This is a genomic window from Mycolicibacterium sp. XJ1819 (assembly GCF_053483675.1).
Genome location: NZ_JBEFST010000011.1, coordinates 42,818 through 59,366, shown reverse-complemented (window position 1 = coordinate 59,366; position 16,549 = coordinate 42,818). Strand labels below are relative to the sequence as shown.

The window sequence follows — 16,549 nt, the reverse complement described above, 5'->3', positions numbered from 1 at the left end:
GTGTCAGCCAAAGGCACCACAATCGGCATCGACATCGGCACCACCGCCGTCAAGGCCGTGGCCGCCGACGAAGACGGCCAAGTGATCGCGCGGGCCCGGATCCCACACCGGTTGCGGGTGCCCGAAGCCGGCCGGTTCGAACACGACGCCGACGAGGCGTGGCGGCGTGGCCCGCTGGCCGCCCTGGCGCAATTGGGCAGGCCCGAGGCCGCGGCGGTCGCGGTCACCGCGATGGTGCCGTCGCTGACCGCCGTCGACGACGACGGTCGTCCGCTCACCCCCGGCCTGCTCTACGGCGACCGTCGCGGCCACACAACCACCAAGACCGACCCCAAGTTCCTCACCGGGGAGGCGACGGAATTTCTGCATTGGACGGCCACCCGCTCGCCCGATGCGCACGGATACTGGCCGGCCGCGGCGGTGGCCAACTACGCGCTGGCCGGCGAGGCGGTCATCGACCACTCGACGGCGATCACCGCCTATCCGTTGTACGACGGCACCGCCTGGACCGAGCAGGCCGACCGGATGCCCCGCGTGGAACCGACCGGCACCGCGGCGGGCGGGGTGCACGGCAGTGACGCGGTGCTGGCGGCCGGGGGAGTGGACGCGGTGTGCGAGCAACTGGTCGCCGGCGCGGACGCCGACGGAGATGTGCTGGTGCTGTGCGGAACCACGCTGATCGTGTGGGTGACGGTGCCCGACTATCGCGAGGTGCCCGGGTTGTGGACGCTGCCGCACACCGCGCCGGGCAGGTTCGTGATCGGCGGGCCGAGCAACGCCGGCGGGTTGTTCCTCAATTGGGTCGACGGACTCGTCGCGCCCGGCGGCGCGGCCGAACCGGGACGGGTGCCGGTGTGGGCGCCGTATATCCGTGGCGAGCGGGTGCCGCTGCACGACCCGGACCGCCGCGGCCTGCTCGACGGCCTCGACCTCACCCACGACGGCGCCGCGGTGCGGCGTGCGGCGTTCGAGGCGTCCGGATTCGTCGTGCGCCAACTCATCGAGATGAGCGGGGTGTCGGTGCGGCGCATCGTCGCGGCCGGCGGCGGCACGCGCGTCGGCCCGTGGATGCAGGCGATCGCCGACGCCACCGCAACACCGGTCGAGGTGTCTGCGGTCGCCGAGGGCGCCGCTCTGGGCGCGGCGTTCCTGGGCCGGATGGCCACCGGCCTGGAGACGTCGGTCACCGACGCCGCACGGTGGGCGCGCACCGAATGCGTCGTCGACCCGGATCCGACGTGGAGGACCGCCGTCGAGGACCGCTACGGAAGGTTCCTCGAGCTGGCCGGCCGGCAGCAAGGATGAGCGGAATATTCGATGCTGCAGCGATGGTCTCGACTGTCTTGCGGGTAGCTGACGTCGGCCTCTCGGTGGCGTGGTATCGCGAGAAGCTCGGTCTGGAGCCGCTCCACGTCGGTTCGGATGGGCCCGACCACCCGGTGGCGGTGTATGTGATCGCGGGTGCTGTCGTGTCGTTGTGGCAGCTGCCCGCAAACCAGACCCGCAACACCGAGGAGAACGACCGCAACTCCTACGTGGTCATCGTCATGGACGGCGACCTGGATCCCATTCGCCGCACCCTGCTGTCCCGTGGAGTCGACGTGACAGAAATCCGGCGCAGCGCGAACAACGAGTTCCTGTGGTTCAACGACCTCGACGCCAACCGCTTCGAGCTCAGCAGGCCGCTGGTCATTAGCGCTTGACCGCAGCGACGTAGCTCATGTCGGTGAAGAAGCCCATCGCTCCGTCTTCGGGATACTCGAAACCGTTGTCGGCGAAGGCGTCCCGCACCAGCCGCGCCGTCACATCCCAACCGTGCGCCGTCAGATAATCGACGACGTCGTTGCGCTCACCGTGATAGATGAGGTCAGCCATCTCGATGTCGCTGCCGTACTTGCGGAGTCGGTCGGCGATCTCCTGTGACCGTTCGTCGGAGAACATGCTCACATCGGGGATGTGCTCGGTGGCGACGCGGCTGCCCGGTGCGCTGAGCTCGTCGATCCGGTCGAACAGCAGGTCCTGCGCCGGCGGCGGCAGGTAGATCAGCAGGCCCTCGGCGATCCACGCGGTGGGCTGGCTGGCGTCGAACCCGTTGTCGCGCAACGCCTGCGGCCAGTCGTCGCGCAGGTCGACTCCGATCGCAAGGCGATGCGCCGCTGGTTGGGCGCGCAGTCCGGCCAGTGTGTCGCTCTTGAACGCGATGACGTCGGGCTGGTCGAGTTCGTACACGGTGGTGCCGTCGGGCCAGTCCAACCGGTAGGCCCGCGCGTCCAGACCCGCTGCCAGGATCACCGCCTGCCGGACGCCGGTGGCGGCCGCGTCGGTGAACAGCTTGTCGAAGTGACGGGTCCGCACCGCCATCGACTCGGCGGCGCGCCGCGGGTTGAACTGCGGGTCGAGGTCCTCGAGTTCGATCTCACCGTCGAGCGCGCGCACGAAGAAGTCGAGGCCGACGGCGCGCACCAGCGGTTCGGCGAACGGGTCGTCGATCAACCCTTCCCGGTGACTCAACGCCCGCTGCGCGGCCACCATCGTGGCCGTCGAGCCGACGCTGGATGCCAGGTCCCACGTGTCTCCAGGATGCCGCTTGTCGCTGCGGGCCATTGTTCCTACTTCCCGTACGTGCCGGTGATGTACTGCGGTTCGCCGAAGCGGGTGTGGTCCTCGTCCAGTGCAGGCAGGTCGTTGTCCGCCAACAGCTTGGGCACGCTGTGCCGGGTCACGCTCCAGCCGTGATCGGCCAGATAGTCGGCCGCGTCGTTGCGGTCGCTGAGGTACACCAGATCGGCGAAGTCGACGTCGAAGCCCTGCTCTCGCCACCGCTGTGAGGCCTCCCGCATCCGCCCGACAGCGTCTGGCTGGTCGGCGGGATCGATCGACGGCACGGCGTCGATCGCCACCCGGCTTCCGGGCGCGCTGAGCGCGGTGATCGCGTCGAGCAGCCGGTCTTGGGCCTCCGGCGGCAGATAGCCCAGCAGTCCTTCGGCGCTCCACGCCGTCGGCAGGCTCGGATCGAAGCCCGCCGCCGTCAACGCCGACGGCCAGTCGAAGCGCAGGTCGACCGCGACGGTACGACGGGTAGCGGTCGGTTGCGCACCGAGTTCGGCCAGCGTGCGGGTCTTGAACTCGATGACGTCGGGCTGGTCGATCTCATAGACCGTGCTCCCCGCCGGCCAGGCCAGCCGATAGGCGCGCGAATCCAGGCCCGAGGCCAGTATCACGGCTTGCCGCACGCCCGACGCGGTGAAGAACTCGTCGAAGAACTTGGTGCGGACCGTCATGGAGGCGTTGAGCCGCTGCACCCCCGCCACGACGTCGTCGCCGAGTTCGCTTCGCTCGAAGTCACCGTCGGCCAGCCGGATCCACAGGTCCACGCCGACCGCGCGCACCAGCGGCTCGGCGAACGGGTCGTCGATCAGGGCCCTGGGCCCCTTGCTCGCGCTGGCGCGGGAGGCCGCGACCATGGTCGCCGTCGATCCCACACTGGACGCCAGATCCCAGGTGTCGTTGTCGGTGCGTGCCATCGGAGGCCCCTGTCGATCGTTACTTAGCCGATATACCTATATCCGTTATACGGTAAGTTCCCCAAGGGGGCCCGTTACAGCGGGCTTTGGATGCGGGGCACGCGGATGCCAACTGTTAGTCTCGTAGACTGTTTGACGCGTGACTTCCCAGGCTGCGCGCCTGACGGTGGTCCACACACGACTTAACCAGACGCTGGTCAAACCAGCCCCATCCGCACGCCGCATTCGACAGGTCGGCTGCGCAGGAGGAAGAGTGCTCTCGGCTTTCATCTCATCGCTGCGGACAGTCGACCTCAGGCGAAAGATCTTGTTCACCCTCGGGATCGTCCTGCTGTACCGGGTGGGTGCCTCGATCCCGTCGCCAGGGGTCAACTTCCCGAACATCCAGCAGTGCATCGCGGAGGTCAGCGGCGGCGAGAGCGGGCAGGTGTACTCGCTGATCAACCTGTTCTCCGGCGGCGCGTTGCTTCAGCTGTCGGTGTTCGCGGTCGGCATCATGCCCTACATCACCGCGAGCATCATCGTGCAGCTGCTCACGGTGGTGATCCCGCGGTTCGAGCAGCTGCGCAAGGAGGGCCAGTCCGGCCAGGCGAAGATGACGCAGTACACGCGTTATCTGACGATCGGTCTGGCGATCCTGCAGTCCACCAGCGTGGTCGCGCTGGCCGCCAACGGCGGGCTGCTGCAGGGCTGCTCTCTGGACATCATCCAGGGCCAGAGCGACGGTCTGAACATCTTCAACCTGGTCGTCATCGTGATCGTGATGACCGCCGGTGCGGCGCTGATCATGTGGATGGGCGAGCTGGTCACCGAGCGCGGTATCGGCAACGGGATGTCGCTGATCATCTTCGCCAGCATCGTCTCGGCGATGCCCGGCGAGGGCAAGATGATCCTGGACAGCCGCGGTGGGCTGGTGTTCACGCTGGTGTGTGCCGGTGCCCTGGCCATCCTCGTCGGCGTGGTGTTCGTCGAGCAGGGCCAGCGGCGAATCCCGGTCCAATACGCCAAGCGCATGGTGGGCCGCCGGATGTACGGCGGAACCTCGACGTATCTACCGCTGAAGGTCAACCAGGCCGGCGTCATCCCGGTGATCTTCGCGTCGTCGCTGATATACATCCCGCAGCTGATCACCCAGTTGATCCAGAGCGGCAGCGCCACCGCGGGCACCGGATGGTGGGCCCGCTTCGTCGCCGAGAACCTGTCCGACCCGTCAGACCCCATCTACATCGGCGTCTACTTCGGCCTGATCGTGTTCTTCACGTACTTCTACGTGTCGATCACGTTCAACCCCGATGAGCGGGCCGACGAGATGAAGAAGTTCGGCGGCTTCATCCCCGGCATCCGGCCCGGTAAGCCGACCGCCGACTATCTGCGCTACGTGCTCAACCGGATCACCTTGCCGGGATCGATCTATCTGGGTGGGATCGCCGTGTTGCCCAACCTGTTCCTGCAGGTCGGTAGCAGCGGTCCGGTCCAGAACCTGCCGTTCGGCGGCGTCGCGGTGCTGATCATGATCGGTGTCGGGTTGGATACCGTCAAACAGATCGAGAGCCAGCTGATGCAGCGCAACTACGAAGGGTTCCTGAAGTGAGAGTCGTACTACTCGGACCGCCCGGGGCGGGCAAAGGCACACAGGCCCTCAAGCTGTCCGAGAAGCTCGGCATCCCGCAGATCTCCACCGGTGACCTCTTCCGCAAGAACATCAGCGAGGGCACGCCCCTGGGGGTGGAGGCCAAGCGCTATCTCGACGCCGGCGACCTGGTGCCCTCCGAACTCACCAACAAGCTGGTGGAGGACCGCATCGAGCAGCCCGACGCCGCAGGCGGGTTCATCCTCGACGGCTACCCGCGCTCGGTCGAGCAGGCCAAGGCGCTCGACGAGATGCTCAAGAACCACAACACCAAGCTCGACGCGGTGCTGGAGTTCTCGGTCTCCGAAGAGGAACTGTTCAAGCGGCTCAAGTCCCGCGGGCGCGCCGATGACACCGAGGACGTCATCCACAACCGGATGCAGGTGTACCGCGACGAGACCGAGCCGCTGCTGGAGTACTACCGCGACAACAACCTGCAGACCGTCGACGCGGTCGGTTCGCTCGACGAGGTGTTCGCCAGGGCGCTGCAGGCACTGGGTCGGTGATCGGGCTGCCCGGCTTGCGCTCGCGACGGGTGGTGGCGCAGCGCACGCCCGGTGAGCTGGACGCGATGGCCGCCGCGGGGGCTTTGGTGGCAGCGGCGCTGAAGGCCGTGCACGAGGCCGCCGTACCCGGGGTGTCCACGCTGGCGTTGGACGAGATCGCCGAATCGGTCATCCGCGACGGCGGCGGGGTTCCGTCGTTCCTCGGCTACCACGGATTTCCGGCCAGCATCTGCTCCTCGGTCAACGACCGCGTCGTGCACGGCATCCCCGCGGTCGACGAGATCCTGGCCGCCGGCGATCTGGTGTCGATCGACTGCGGCGCGATTCTGGACGGTTGGCACGGCGACTCGGCGGTCACCTTCGGTGTCGGCACGCTGATCCCCGTCGACGAAGCGCTGTCGGCCGCGACCCGGGAATCGATGGAGGCCGGCATCGCCGCGATGCTGCCCGGCAACCGGCTCACCGACGTCTCGCACGCCATCGAATCCGCGGCGCGCGCCGCCGAGGCCCGCTACGACCGCAAGTTCGGCATCGTCGCCGGTTACGGCGGTCACGGCATCGGCAGGCAGATGCACATGGACCCGTTCCTGCCCAACGAGGGCGCACCGGGCCGCGGCCCCCACCTCGCGTCGGGGTCGGTGTTGGCGATCGAACCGATGCTCACGCTGGGCACCACCAAAACCGTTGTGCTCGAAGATGAGTGGACCGTCGTCACCGCCGACGGTTCGCGCGCTGCACACTGGGAGCACACCGTCGCCGTCACCGACGACGGACCTCGCATCCTCACCCGCTGAGTTTGCCCGGCGGTCGGGTGCCGCAGGCGGCGGGTGAACTTGACGACCGACAACCTCGTATCAATAGCGGAGGTTGATATTGGACGACCCGGAATCCGCGGTCATGCGGGTGCTCTACGACGAGCACGCCGCGGCGCTCTGGCGCTATGCCGTGCGATTGACCGGCGATACGGCTCGGGCGGAGGATGTCGTGCAAGAGACGCTGTTGCGTGCTTGGCGCCATCCCGAGGTGACCGAGGACAGTGAGAGGTCCGCACGGGCGTGGCTGTTCACCGTCGCGCGTAACCTCGTCATCGACGAGAGGCGCAGCGCGAGATTCCGCAACGAGTCCGGCACCCCGGACATCGAGCAGGCGGCGGATCGTGCCGGACCCGACGAGGTGAACACGGCACTGGACCGAATGTTGCTCGGCGAAGCCATCGCCCGGCTGTCTGAGGACCACCGGGCGGTGATCCAGCGGGCGTACTACCGCGGGTGGACGACGGCGCAGATCGCGACCGATCTGCAGATCGCCGAGGGCACGGTGAAGTCCCGGTTGCACTACGGGATCCGCGCCCTTCGGCTCGAGTTGCAGGAGATGGGGGTGACACGTTGACCCGCCCCGGCCTGCCCGACGGCCCCGAACCCTCGGCCGACGACCGCTACCGCACCTGGGACGCCGCCTACGTGCTGGGCGCCCTGTCCAGCGACGAGCGCCGCGAGTACGAATCGCACCTGACGACGTGCCCGCAATGCCGCGCGGCCGTCGCGGAACTGAGCGGTATGCCGGCCCTGCTGGCCCAGGTCGACCCCGACGAATTCGAAGCCGCGGAAACCGCCGACGACCAACCGCCCCCACAGCTGCTGGCCTCGGTGCTGCGCAAGGCCGCAGCACAACGACGCCGTACCCGCTGGATCAACTCGGCGGCCGTCGCTCTGGCTGCTGCGCTGCTCGCGATCGGTCTGGTCGTCGTGGTCCGGCCGCAGACCTTCGGGCTGCACACCGCCGTGCCGCAGGCCTCGGGTCAGCAACTGGAGATGGCCAAGGTCGCGCAGACACCGATCAACGCCACGATCACGATGTCCGGGTTCGGCTGGGGCACCCGCATCGACATGGCGTGCACCTACGGCGACTGGGGCCGGCGCGACGCCCCGCCGCAGAACCTCGCCATGGTGGTGGTGGGCCGCGACGGCAGCCGCAACCAGATCGCGACGTGGCTGGGGCTGTCCGGCGCCACCGCACTGCCCAGCGCGAACACCCCGATGCAGATGGACGAAATCGCTGCTGTGCAACTGGTTTCGCCCGACTCCGGGCAGGTGCTGTTGGAGCGGACCCTGTGATCCGGTGAACCGGATGGCGCTGCCCGACGTGTCACTGTTATGGCCGGCAGTCACCGGGTGGTGGACTACATCGTCGAGTACCTCGCGACGATCGGGGTACGCCACGTGTTCGGCGTCGACGGCGCCAACATCGAGGACCTCTACGACGCGGCGTTTTTGCGCGAGGACCTCACCGCGGTACTGGCCAAGCACGAGTTCTCCGCGGCGACAATGGCCGACGGATACAGCCGCAGCGGCGCCGGGCTGGGCGTGGTGGTCGCGACGTCGGGTGGCGGCTGCCTGAACACGGTGCCCGGCCTGGCCGAGGCGTTGGCCAGTCGGGTGCCGGTGCTGGCCCTGATCGGCCAGCCTCCCACCGGCCTCGACGGCCGCGGGGCCTTCCAGGACACCAGTGGCCGCAACGGCGCACTCGACGGGCACGCGCTGTTCTCGGCGGTGTCGGTGTACTGCAGGCGAGTGGTGCGTCCCGACGACATCGTCGCGGCGCTGCCGGAAGCCGTCGCCGCCGCGCACACCGGTGGTCCGGCAGTATTGTTGCTACCCAAGGATATTCAGCAGGCCACCGTCGCCGTCGGGGTCAACGGCAGCCGCGGGCCGTCCGGGACGCAGATCGGCGACCCCCATCCGCTCGCGCACGCCCTGCGGCGCGTCTGCGGGCCCGTGACCCTGATCGCCGGCGAGCAGGTCGCGAGGAGCGACGCCCGCGCCGAGCTCGAGCGGTTGCGGGCGCTGTTGCGAGCCCGGGTGGCGTGCGTGCCCGACGCGAAAGACGTCGCGGGCACCCCGGGGATGGGGTCGTCGTCCGCGCTCGGGGTGACCGGGGTGATGGGGCATCCCGGCGTCGCGCCTGCCATCGCCGACAGCGCCGTGTGCCTGCTGGTCGGCACGCGGCTGACCGTCACGGCCCGCGCCGGCCTGGACGCCGCGCTGGCCTCGGTTCGGCTCATGTCGATCGGGTCCGCGCCGCCGTATCTGCCCTGCACACACGTGCACACCGACGATCTGCGCGGCTCCCTGTCGCTGCTGTGCGCGCAGCTGTCCGGCCCGGGTCGCCCGACCGGTGTGCGGGTGCCCGACGGCGTGTCGCACACCGAATTGCGGCCGCCCGCCGACGACGGGCCGGGTGTGCGGTACCGCGACGCGATGACGGTGCTCGACCGCGTGCTGCCCGACGAGATCGACATCGTGGTCGACGCGGGCAACATCGGGGCATCGGCAATTCACCACCTGCCGGTGCGCCGCGGTGGCCGGTTCCTGGTGGCGCTGGGCATGGGCGGGATGGGCTACAGCTTCGGTGCCGCGATCGGCATGGCGTTCGGGCGGGCGCGACGCAGTGTGGTCATCGCCGGGGACGGCTCGTTTCTGATGCACGGCATGGAGATCCACACCGCGCTGCAGTACCGGCTGCCGATCACGTTTTTGCTGTTCGACAACCACGCGCACGCGATGTGCGTGACCCGCGAGCAGTTGTTCTACGGCGGCCGCTACAGCTACAACCGGTTCGGGCCCAGTCGGTTGGGTGCGGGGCTGGCCGCGATGTTCCCCGGCCTGGCCGCCGTCGACGTCGACGATGTCGACGAACTGTCGCGAGCGCTGGCCGCCGCGCTGCACACCGACGGGCCTGCGGTGATCAGCGTCGAATGCTCGGCCGACGAAATCCCCCCGTTCGCAGCGTTTCTCACCCCAGAGAAGATTCCGACGAAGGAGAGCAGAGCCCATGTCGCTGCCCGCACTTGACGACATCACCGCCCACCGTGGCAGCCCCGATCCGATCGACGGGCTCATCCGCGTGGAAACCTCGCCGCGGGAGAAGGCCACCCCGATCGTCATGGAGATGATGCGGTCGGTGTATCCGCACGACGAGGTGTTCGGCACCTACTGCACCGTCAACGACTACATCGACTGCCCACCCGGTGAGCTCTTCGACTATCTGGCCGACACCCGATGCCTCGAGGAGTGGACCTACAGCCTGCGCGGCTTCACCACGACGGAGGAACCGGGGCTGTGGGTGGCCTACGACAAACTCGGCGGCCCGTCGGGCAGCCCGATCTATACCCGCACCGTCGCCAATGCGCAGGCTCGCACGGTCGATTACCACTGTGCGTGGGATCAGGGCGGGCACCTGTGGATGATCTATTTGATGCGCGTCGTCGACGCCCAGGTGGTGTTCGACAAGCCGGGCTCGGTGGTGCTGTGGACCAACTGCCACCACCCGTTCTACGACCGCAACCCCTATCCGGAGACGGCGCCGCCGAGCCGACCGGTGTGGGTCGGAGACTTCTGGGACATGTTCGGCGCGGGTCATCTGCTGGAACTGAAGAACCTCAAGGCGATCGCCGAATACCGCTGTCGCAACGGGCTTCCGGTCAAACCGGACTGGATGAAGTGAGGGTGACATGAGCAAGCAGACACCGGTCAGCCTGATCGACGTGTCGACGTATCTGCCCGGTGAACCGATCGGCGCCGAGTACTACGCGCAGTTCGCCGAGTCCGACGACCTACGCGACAACGTGATGTTCCGGGCGCCGACGTTTCGCCACCACGTCGCCGAGGACGAGACCGCGATCGACATGATCGAGCGGGCCGCGGCGGGGCTGGTCGAACGCCACGGTCACGATGCCATCGCCGACGTCGACGTCCTCATCACCCACACCCAGATGCCCGATATGCCGTTCTACGGCGGGGGCGGGGGCATGGCGCATCGCCTCGGTTTGAAACCGAACTGGGTGCTCGACCTGCACAACGGCGGCTGCGCGGCGTTCGTGCTCGGGATGAAGGTGGCCCGCAGCCTGCTCGCGGCCGGGGAGGGCGAAACGGCGCTGATCGCCGTCGCGCAGAACGCCGCGGGGCAGGTGTTCGACCAGCCGGGGGTGCGCCGCAAGGCCCAGGCCGCGGTGCCAGGAGATGGTGCGGCCGTCGGACTGGTCGCGGTCTCGGACACGTCACCGATCCTCGACATCGAATGCCGCACGTACGGCGAGTTCGCAGGCGACATGACCATCGCCGTCGACCCGCCGCGCAAGTGGTGGCAGCCAGGCCCCGGCGAGGGCTGCATCGGGTTCACCGAGAGCAAGATCACCAAGGTGCTCGCCCGCGGCAACCGTCAGGTCCCCGAAGTGTCGTATGCGGTATGCGACCGAATCAATTTGCGGCCCAGAGATCTTGATGTGTTCGTCACCAATCAGCCGAACCGGGTCTTTTTGCGGAACTGGCGCGAGGCGCTCGAACTTCCCAAAGAGCGCCACGTCGACACGTTCGACGAGTGCGGAAACCTGTTCGCCGCGGGGATACCCGTCAACCTCGACCGGGCCATCGGTCAGGGCACGCTGCAAAAGGGTGATGTGGTGCTGATGGCGGCATTCGCCCACGCCGGGGACTTCGCGGGTGCCGCGGCGGTGCGATGGGGCGGTCGCGACTGATGGCCACGCCGACACACACCGCGCTCGACGACGACACTGCGACCGATTCGATGGATCCACTCGCGCTGTCGCTCAACGAGAACCCGTTTGCGCCGCTGCCCGCGGTCCAGTCCGCATTGACCGCAGCCGTGGCGGCGGCCAACCGCTATCCGCAGTTGCTGCCCGAACGGTTGCGCGCGGTGATCGCCGGGCACCTCGGCGGGCCCGAAGGGCAGGTCGTCGTCGGTGCGGGTGCGACGGGCGTGATCATGCAGGTGCTCAGTGCGACGACGAGCCCGGGCGAGGCGATGGTGACGACGTCGCCGACGTTCGACGGGTATCCGATCTTCGCGCAACTGGCGCGGTTGCGTTCGGTCACCGTCCCACTGGACACCCACGGCCACCACGACCTTCACGCGATGGCCGACGCGGCCGCCCAGGCGCGGGTGGTGGTGTTGTGCCGCCCGCACAACCCGACGGGCACCGTCGAACCGGTCGCCGAGGTCGCGCGGTTTCTGCAGCGGGTACCGGCGGAGACCCTCGTGGTGCTCGACGAGGCGTATGTCGAATTCCTGGCGCCCGAGCAGCGCCTCGATGCCCTACGGCTGATCGCTGACCATCCGAATGTCGTGGTGGTGCGGACCTTCTCGAAGGCCTACGGGCTGGCCGGGCTGCGTATCGGCTACGGACTGTGCGCACCGGATCTGGCCCGCAAGCTGTGGACCATGCAGCTGCCGTTCGGCGCGCCCAGCACCAGCTTGGCGGCGGTGGTGGCCTCCTACGCCGCCGAAGCCGAATTGCGACAACGGATCCGGATGATTTGTACCGAGCGGCGATACCTGCGGATGCGGCTGCGCTCGATGGGGATCTACAGCACCGAGGGCCAGGCGAATTTCGTGTACCTGCCTGCGCAGGGCAAGCCGTGGCGAGAGGTGTTCGACGGCACCGGATTGCAGGTGCGCCACTATGCCGACGGCGGCGTGCGTATCACCGTGGGCAGCCGCCGGTCCACCCGCGTGATACTGGCGGCGTTGGACTGAAATCGGCGGGCCACGCCGCGGTATGCGGTATGAAAGGGCATGCCCGAACAACCGTCGTCGCCGGACAAGCGCGACCCGATCGAGGTGGCGCGCGCGAACTGGGAACGTTCCGGATGGGGCGACGTCGCCGACGGCATGGTCGCGGTGACCTCGGTCATGCGGGCGCACCAGATTCTGCTGGCCCGTGTCGAGAACGCGCTGCGCCCGTACGACCTGAGCTTTTCCCGTTACGAGCTGCTGCGGTTGCTGGCGTTCAGCCGCACCGGGGCGCTGCCGATCACCAAGGCCTCCGACCGGCTGCAGGTGCACGTCACCAGCGTCACCCATGCGATTCGGCGGCTCGAGGCCGACGGTCTGGTCAAGCGGATGCCGCATCCCACCGACGGGCGCACGACGCTGGTGCAGATCACCACGCTCGGCCGCTCGACGGTCGAGGACGCCACCGTCACCCTCAACAACGAGGTGTTCGCCGACATCGGCATGTCGGCGGCGGAGTCCAAGGCGCTGGCCGACTCCATCGAGACGCTGCGACGCAATTCCGGAGACTTCTGAACTGGTGATCCGGCGTCAGGGCGTGACCGCCGACGGCAGCGGGATCGTCGCGGTGACCGCGGTGCCCGCGCCGGGGCGGGAGCGGATGAAAAGCCGGCCCCCGACGATCTCGGCGCGTTCGGCCATCGACAACAGCCCGTAGCCGCCCATCTCGTCGCTGCCGAGCGGATGCTCGAACGTGTCGAAACCCACGCCGTCGTCGACGATTTCGAGGCGGGCGACATCACCGGAGTCCTTGGCGTCGACGGCGAAGACCAGTCGTGCGGAGTTGGCGTCGGCGTGCTTGACGACGTTCTGCAGGCATTCCTGCGCGATGCGGTACAACGCCAGCTCGATGTGGTCGGGCAGGCGCGTCTCCTCCAGGTCGATCTCGATGCCGATCTGTGGAATCGAGCGCGCCAGGCTGGCCAGCCCGCCCGCGAGTCCGAGGTCGTCGAGCACCGGGGGCCGCAGGCCGCTGATCGCCGCGCGCGCCTCCTGCAACGTCAGGTCGACCAGTTCGCGGGCCATGCCGAGTTGTTCGGCGGCCGCGGCGGGATCCGTCGACCGTGTCGCGGCGTCCAGCCGGTAGGACAGCGTGACGAGCCGTTGGGAGATGCCGTCGTGGATGTCGGCCGCCAGGCGGCGGCGTTCGAGTTCCTGGGCCTCGATCACCTGCTCGACGAACACCTCGTGGGCGCGTTCGCGGGCGACCAGTTGGCGGTGCAGCCGGGCCTGGTGCATCGCACCGGCGATCAGCCTGCCGATCACCAGCAGCAACTCCACGTCGCGCTCGGTGAACTCGCGTCGCTCGACGGTGTGCACGTTGAGCACGCCGACCAGCCCGCCCGGGTCGGTCTCCATCGGCACCGACACCATCGAGGTGAAGTCCGAACCGCGCAGCGACTGGAACGGCATGTAGCGCGGGTCGTCCTCCTTGTCCTGGGTGATCACGACGGGTTCGCGGTGGCTGGCCACCCAGCCGGAGACGCCCTGTCCCAACGGAAGTCGGATCTTGCCGACCTCGGCGTCGAAGGGCGGGGTGGCGCCGGCCAGCGTCAGCGACCGGTCGGAGTCGTCGAGCACGTGCACGAAGCACACGTCGCTGGCGGTGGCGGCGGTGATCATCCGCGCGGCGGCGGCGGCCAGCGGTTCGACGCCCGGGCCCTTCGAGGCGGCCTGGATCAGCTCGCGCAGCAGGGCCAACTCGCGGTCGGCGGCCAGCGCGTACTGGCTGAGGTCGTGTACGGCGCTGGGCGGGCGGGGGGCCGTCATTGGTAAATGCCTTCGCGAAGGGCGGTCGCGACGGCGCCGGTGCGGTCGCTGACGCCCAGCTTGCGGTAGATCGAGCTCAGGTGGCTCTTGACGGTCTCCTCACCGATCACCAGCTTGGTGGCGATGGCCCGGTTGGACAGCCCGTTGACGACGAACGACAGGATCTCGCTCTCCCGCTGTGTCAGGCCCTGTCGGGCCCCCGGCCAGAACTCGTCGCGCTGGATTCGGGCCGCGGTGTCGACGGCCCGCGCCGCCATCTCGGGGTCGATGGCCGTCTGCCCCTGGTTGACGAACTCCAACTGACGTACCAACTCGTCGCTGCTGATGCTCTTGAGCAGGTACCCGCACGCGCCGATGCGCAGCGCCTGGAACAGGTACTGCTCGTCGTCGTAGACCGACAGCATCACGACCTTGCGATCGGGGTGGCGCTCGCGAAGCTCACGGCACAGATCCAGCCCGCTGAAGCCCTGCATCCGGACGTCGCAGAGCACGATGTCGGGGTTCAGTTCGTCGACCACGCTGAGCGCGCGCTCAGCACCGACGGCCTGGCCGACCACGGCGACCCGGTCCTCGAACGCGGCCAGCATGGCCTTGAGGCCCTCGATGACCATTTCGTGGTCATCTACCAGCACGATTCGTACGGGCTGGGCGGTTGCCGTCATGCCACCACCTTATTGCCGAGACAGGCGGGGGCCGCGCAACTTGGCCATGGTTATCCCCCCTGCGGGGGAGGCGCGGGGCTGTGACTTGCGACACCCTTGTTCCATGCCTTCAACGCAGGACAAGACGTGGCGCGCCGGACGCTTCTGGTGGGACAACGCGGTACCGGCCGGGGGTGACAGTCCGCTGCGGGCGGTCATCTTCGATCTCGATGCGCTGACCGACATCGAGTGCGACGGCCACCGGGTGGCCTACAACGCCGCCTTCGCCGCCCACGGCCTGGACTTCGAGTGGTCGGTGACGCGCTACCGCCAGCTGCTGGCGCTGACCGATGAGCGGCAGCGGGTCGCGGCCGAACTGCGCAAGCGGTGCGTGGGCACCGAGTCCGACGTGCTGACCGCCCTGCTGGCCGACGATGTCTACAACACCAAGACGATGATGTTCGACGAGCTTGTCCTGGAGCGCGATCTCGCCCCGCGGCCCGGGCTGGTCGACCTGCTCACGGACGCGTATGCCGCGGGCGTGCAGGTCGCGGTGGTGACGAACGGCCGACGCAGTTGGGCCGAGCCCTTGGTGCGCCAGCTGGCCGGCGAGGGAGTTGTCGAGACCGTGGTGACCGCCGAGGACGTCGAGAAGACGATGCCCGACGCCGACGCGCACCGGCACGCCCTGTGGGAGTTGGGCCGCAATGCCGCGGACGCGCTCGCGATCAGCGGTTCGGCGTCGGGGCTGCGCGCGGCGACCACCGCGGGCCTGGCCACCGTCGTCATCACCGGCGAAGGCACTCCCGACATCCCGACGGCGGTGGCGGTGCGGCCGGACTTCGGCGGCGCAGATCCGCTGCGCGTGGCGGAATGTCGACGGCTGCATGCGAACTGGTGGAAGAGCCACAAGCCGACGGCGGCGTAGCCCGGTTCGTGAACCGTACGTTATCGAGGGAAAGTGCGAGTAGCGGGCACGCTAACGTACGTTTCGCGACAACAGGGCCTGCGGATCAGCCGCGCAGTAATTCGATGACCGCGCTGAAGTCCTTGTCGGCGTGGGCTTCGGCGAACTTCGCGTAGATCTCGGCGGCGTGGGTGCCCAGCGGGGCCTGCGAACTCGTCGACGCGACCGCGGCCATCGCCAGACCCAGGTCCTTGTTCATCAGCGCGGTCGCGAAGCCGGGCTTGAAATCGTTGTTGGCCGGAGACGTGGGAACCGGGCCGGGCACCGGGCAATTGGTGTGCACGGCCCAGCAGTTGCCCGTCGCACCGGTGATCACGTCGAACAGCGACTGGGCCGACAGGCCGAGCTTCTCGGCCAGCACGAACGCCTCGCCGACCGCGATCTGCTGCACCGCGAGCACCATGTTGTTGCACAGTTTCGCCGCCTGGCCCGTGCCGGAGGCGCCACAGTGGATGATCTTGCCCGCCAACGGTTCCAGCACCGGACGGGCCCGCTCGACCGCGGCATCCTCGCCGCCGACCATGAACGCCAACGTGCCTGCTGTCGCACCCTTCACCCCGCCCGAAACCGGTGCGTCGAGTTGGGCGAACCCACGATCGCCGGCCTGCTTGTGGACGGTGCGGGCGTCGTCGACGGAGATCGTGGAGGTGTCGATGAACAACGCGCTGTCAGCGGCGGCGGGCAGCACTTCGGCGTAACAGGATTTCACCACGTCGCCGTTGGGAAGTGAGGTGATGACGACTTCGGCTCCGGAGACGGCTTCCGCGCCGCTGCCGAAGACCTGTGCGCCCTTTTCGGCAGCCGCGTCCTTGAGGTCGGCGACGGGATCGAACCCGCGCACGGTGTGTCCCGCGGCGACGAGATTCGCCGCCATCGGCCCGCCCATGTGGCCCAACCCCAGAAACGCGACCGTAGCCATGTGA

18 protein-coding genes are annotated in these 16,549 nt (G+C 68.4%); 13 read left to right on the top strand and 5 right to left on the bottom strand.

Annotation, left to right across the window (positions count from 1 at the left end; translation table 11 throughout):
* Together ABQE89_RS13620 and ABQE89_RS13615 are read left to right on the top strand one after the other, a co-directional pair.
* Complete coding sequence (locus ABQE89_RS13620) at window positions 1–1,305, top strand: xylulokinase (protein ID WP_448417324.1); 1,305 nt, start codon at window positions 1–3, stop codon at window positions 1,303–1,305.
* A gap of 23 nt (window positions 1,306–1,328) precedes the next feature.
* Window positions 1,329–1,703, top strand: coding sequence for a VOC family protein (locus ABQE89_RS13615; protein ID WP_448417322.1), 375 nt, complete (start codon window positions 1,329–1,331; stop codon window positions 1,701–1,703).
* On the opposite strand, the gene ABQE89_RS13610 is transcribed toward ABQE89_RS13615, so the two are convergent.
* Window positions 1,693–2,604 (bottom strand): class I SAM-dependent methyltransferase, encoded by a 912-nt coding sequence (locus tag ABQE89_RS13610; RefSeq protein ID WP_448417320.1) that lies wholly within the window; start codon window positions 2,602–2,604, stop codon window positions 1,693–1,695. The two genes, ABQE89_RS13615 and ABQE89_RS13610, sit on opposite strands and share 11 nt — an antisense overlap.
* Window positions 2,605–2,609: 5 nt before the next feature.
* Window positions 2,610–3,524 carry a class I SAM-dependent methyltransferase gene (locus ABQE89_RS13605; RefSeq protein WP_448417318.1) on the bottom strand — a complete coding sequence of 305 codons (915 nt, stop codon included), beginning with the start codon at window positions 3,522–3,524 and terminating at the stop codon, window positions 2,610–2,612.
* 253 nt (window positions 3,525–3,777) lie between these two features.
* On the opposite strand from ABQE89_RS13605, the gene secY reads away from it, so the two are divergent.
* The 10 genes from secY to ABQE89_RS13555 all read left to right on the top strand — a co-directional run bounded on the left by secY (window position 3,778) and on the right by ABQE89_RS13555 (window position 12,764).
* Window positions 3,778–5,115, top strand: coding sequence for a preprotein translocase subunit SecY (gene secY / locus ABQE89_RS13600; protein ID WP_448417316.1), 1,338 nt, complete (start codon window positions 3,778–3,780; stop codon window positions 5,113–5,115).
* Entirely contained in the window at window positions 5,112–5,660 is a 549-nt protein-coding gene (locus ABQE89_RS13595; RefSeq protein WP_448417314.1) for an adenylate kinase, read from the top strand. The genes secY and ABQE89_RS13595 overlap by 4 nt, the downstream gene beginning before the upstream one ends.
* Window positions 5,657–6,454, top strand: a complete 798-nt coding sequence (gene map, locus ABQE89_RS13590; RefSeq protein WP_448417312.1) for a type I methionyl aminopeptidase — start codon at window positions 5,657–5,659, stop codon at window positions 6,452–6,454. Before ABQE89_RS13595 ends, map begins: the two co-directional genes overlap by 4 nt.
* Window positions 6,455–6,533: 79 nt before the next feature.
* Window positions 6,534–7,049 (top strand): sigma-70 family RNA polymerase sigma factor, encoded by a 516-nt coding sequence (locus ABQE89_RS13585; RefSeq protein ID WP_448417309.1) that lies wholly within the window; start codon window positions 6,534–6,536, stop codon window positions 7,047–7,049.
* Entirely contained in the window at window positions 7,046–7,774 is a 729-nt protein-coding gene (locus tag ABQE89_RS13580; protein WP_448417307.1) for an anti-sigma factor family protein, read from the top strand. The genes ABQE89_RS13585 and ABQE89_RS13580 overlap by 4 nt, the downstream gene beginning before the upstream one ends.
* Before the next feature lie 39 nt (window positions 7,775–7,813).
* Window positions 7,814–9,511, top strand: a complete 1,698-nt coding sequence (locus ABQE89_RS13575) for a thiamine pyrophosphate-binding protein (protein ID WP_448417305.1) — start codon at window positions 7,814–7,816, stop codon at window positions 9,509–9,511.
* Window positions 9,492–10,163: an SRPBCC family protein gene (locus ABQE89_RS13570; protein WP_448417303.1), complete on the top strand. Its 672-nt coding sequence runs from the start codon at window positions 9,492–9,494 to the stop codon at window positions 10,161–10,163. The genes ABQE89_RS13575 and ABQE89_RS13570 overlap by 20 nt, the downstream gene beginning before the upstream one ends.
* A 7-nt stretch (window positions 10,164–10,170) precedes the next feature.
* On the top strand, window positions 10,171–11,193 hold the full coding sequence (locus ABQE89_RS13565; RefSeq protein ID WP_448417301.1) for a 3-oxoacyl-ACP synthase III family protein: 1,023 nt from the start codon (window positions 10,171–10,173) through the stop codon (window positions 11,191–11,193).
* Complete coding sequence (locus tag ABQE89_RS13560) at window positions 11,193–12,212, top strand: pyridoxal phosphate-dependent aminotransferase (RefSeq protein WP_448417299.1); 1,020 nt, start codon at window positions 11,193–11,195, stop codon at window positions 12,210–12,212. Before ABQE89_RS13565 ends, ABQE89_RS13560 begins: the two co-directional genes overlap by 1 nt.
* A 39-nt stretch (window positions 12,213–12,251) precedes the next feature.
* Window positions 12,252–12,764, top strand: a complete 513-nt coding sequence (locus ABQE89_RS13555) for a MarR family winged helix-turn-helix transcriptional regulator (protein WP_448417297.1) — start codon at window positions 12,252–12,254, stop codon at window positions 12,762–12,764.
* 15 nt (window positions 12,765–12,779) lie between these two features.
* On the opposite strand, the gene ABQE89_RS13550 is transcribed toward ABQE89_RS13555, so the two are convergent.
* The gene (locus tag ABQE89_RS13550) at window positions 12,780–14,018 is read right to left on the bottom strand and encodes a GAF domain-containing sensor histidine kinase (RefSeq protein ID WP_448417295.1); all 1,239 of its coding nucleotides are present in this window, start codon (window positions 14,016–14,018) and stop codon (window positions 12,780–12,782) included.
* Window positions 14,015–14,680 carry a response regulator gene (locus ABQE89_RS13545; RefSeq protein ID WP_448417293.1) on the bottom strand — a complete coding sequence of 222 codons (666 nt, stop codon included), beginning with the start codon at window positions 14,678–14,680 and terminating at the stop codon, window positions 14,015–14,017. The genes ABQE89_RS13550 and ABQE89_RS13545 overlap by 4 nt, the downstream gene beginning before the upstream one ends.
* A gap of 103 nt (window positions 14,681–14,783) precedes the next feature.
* Between ABQE89_RS13545 and ABQE89_RS13540 the strand changes: the two genes are divergently transcribed.
* On the top strand, window positions 14,784–15,587 hold the full coding sequence (locus ABQE89_RS13540; RefSeq protein ID WP_448417291.1) for an HAD-IA family hydrolase: 804 nt from the start codon (window positions 14,784–14,786) through the stop codon (window positions 15,585–15,587).
* Between the two features lie 85 nt (window positions 15,588–15,672).
* On the opposite strand, the gene mmsB is transcribed toward ABQE89_RS13540, so the two are convergent.
* A complete protein-coding gene (gene mmsB, locus ABQE89_RS13535; RefSeq protein ID WP_448417289.1) occupies window positions 15,673–16,545 on the bottom strand; it encodes a 3-hydroxyisobutyrate dehydrogenase in 873 nt (290 codons plus the stop codon).
* Window positions 16,546–16,549 lie beyond the last annotated feature (4 nt).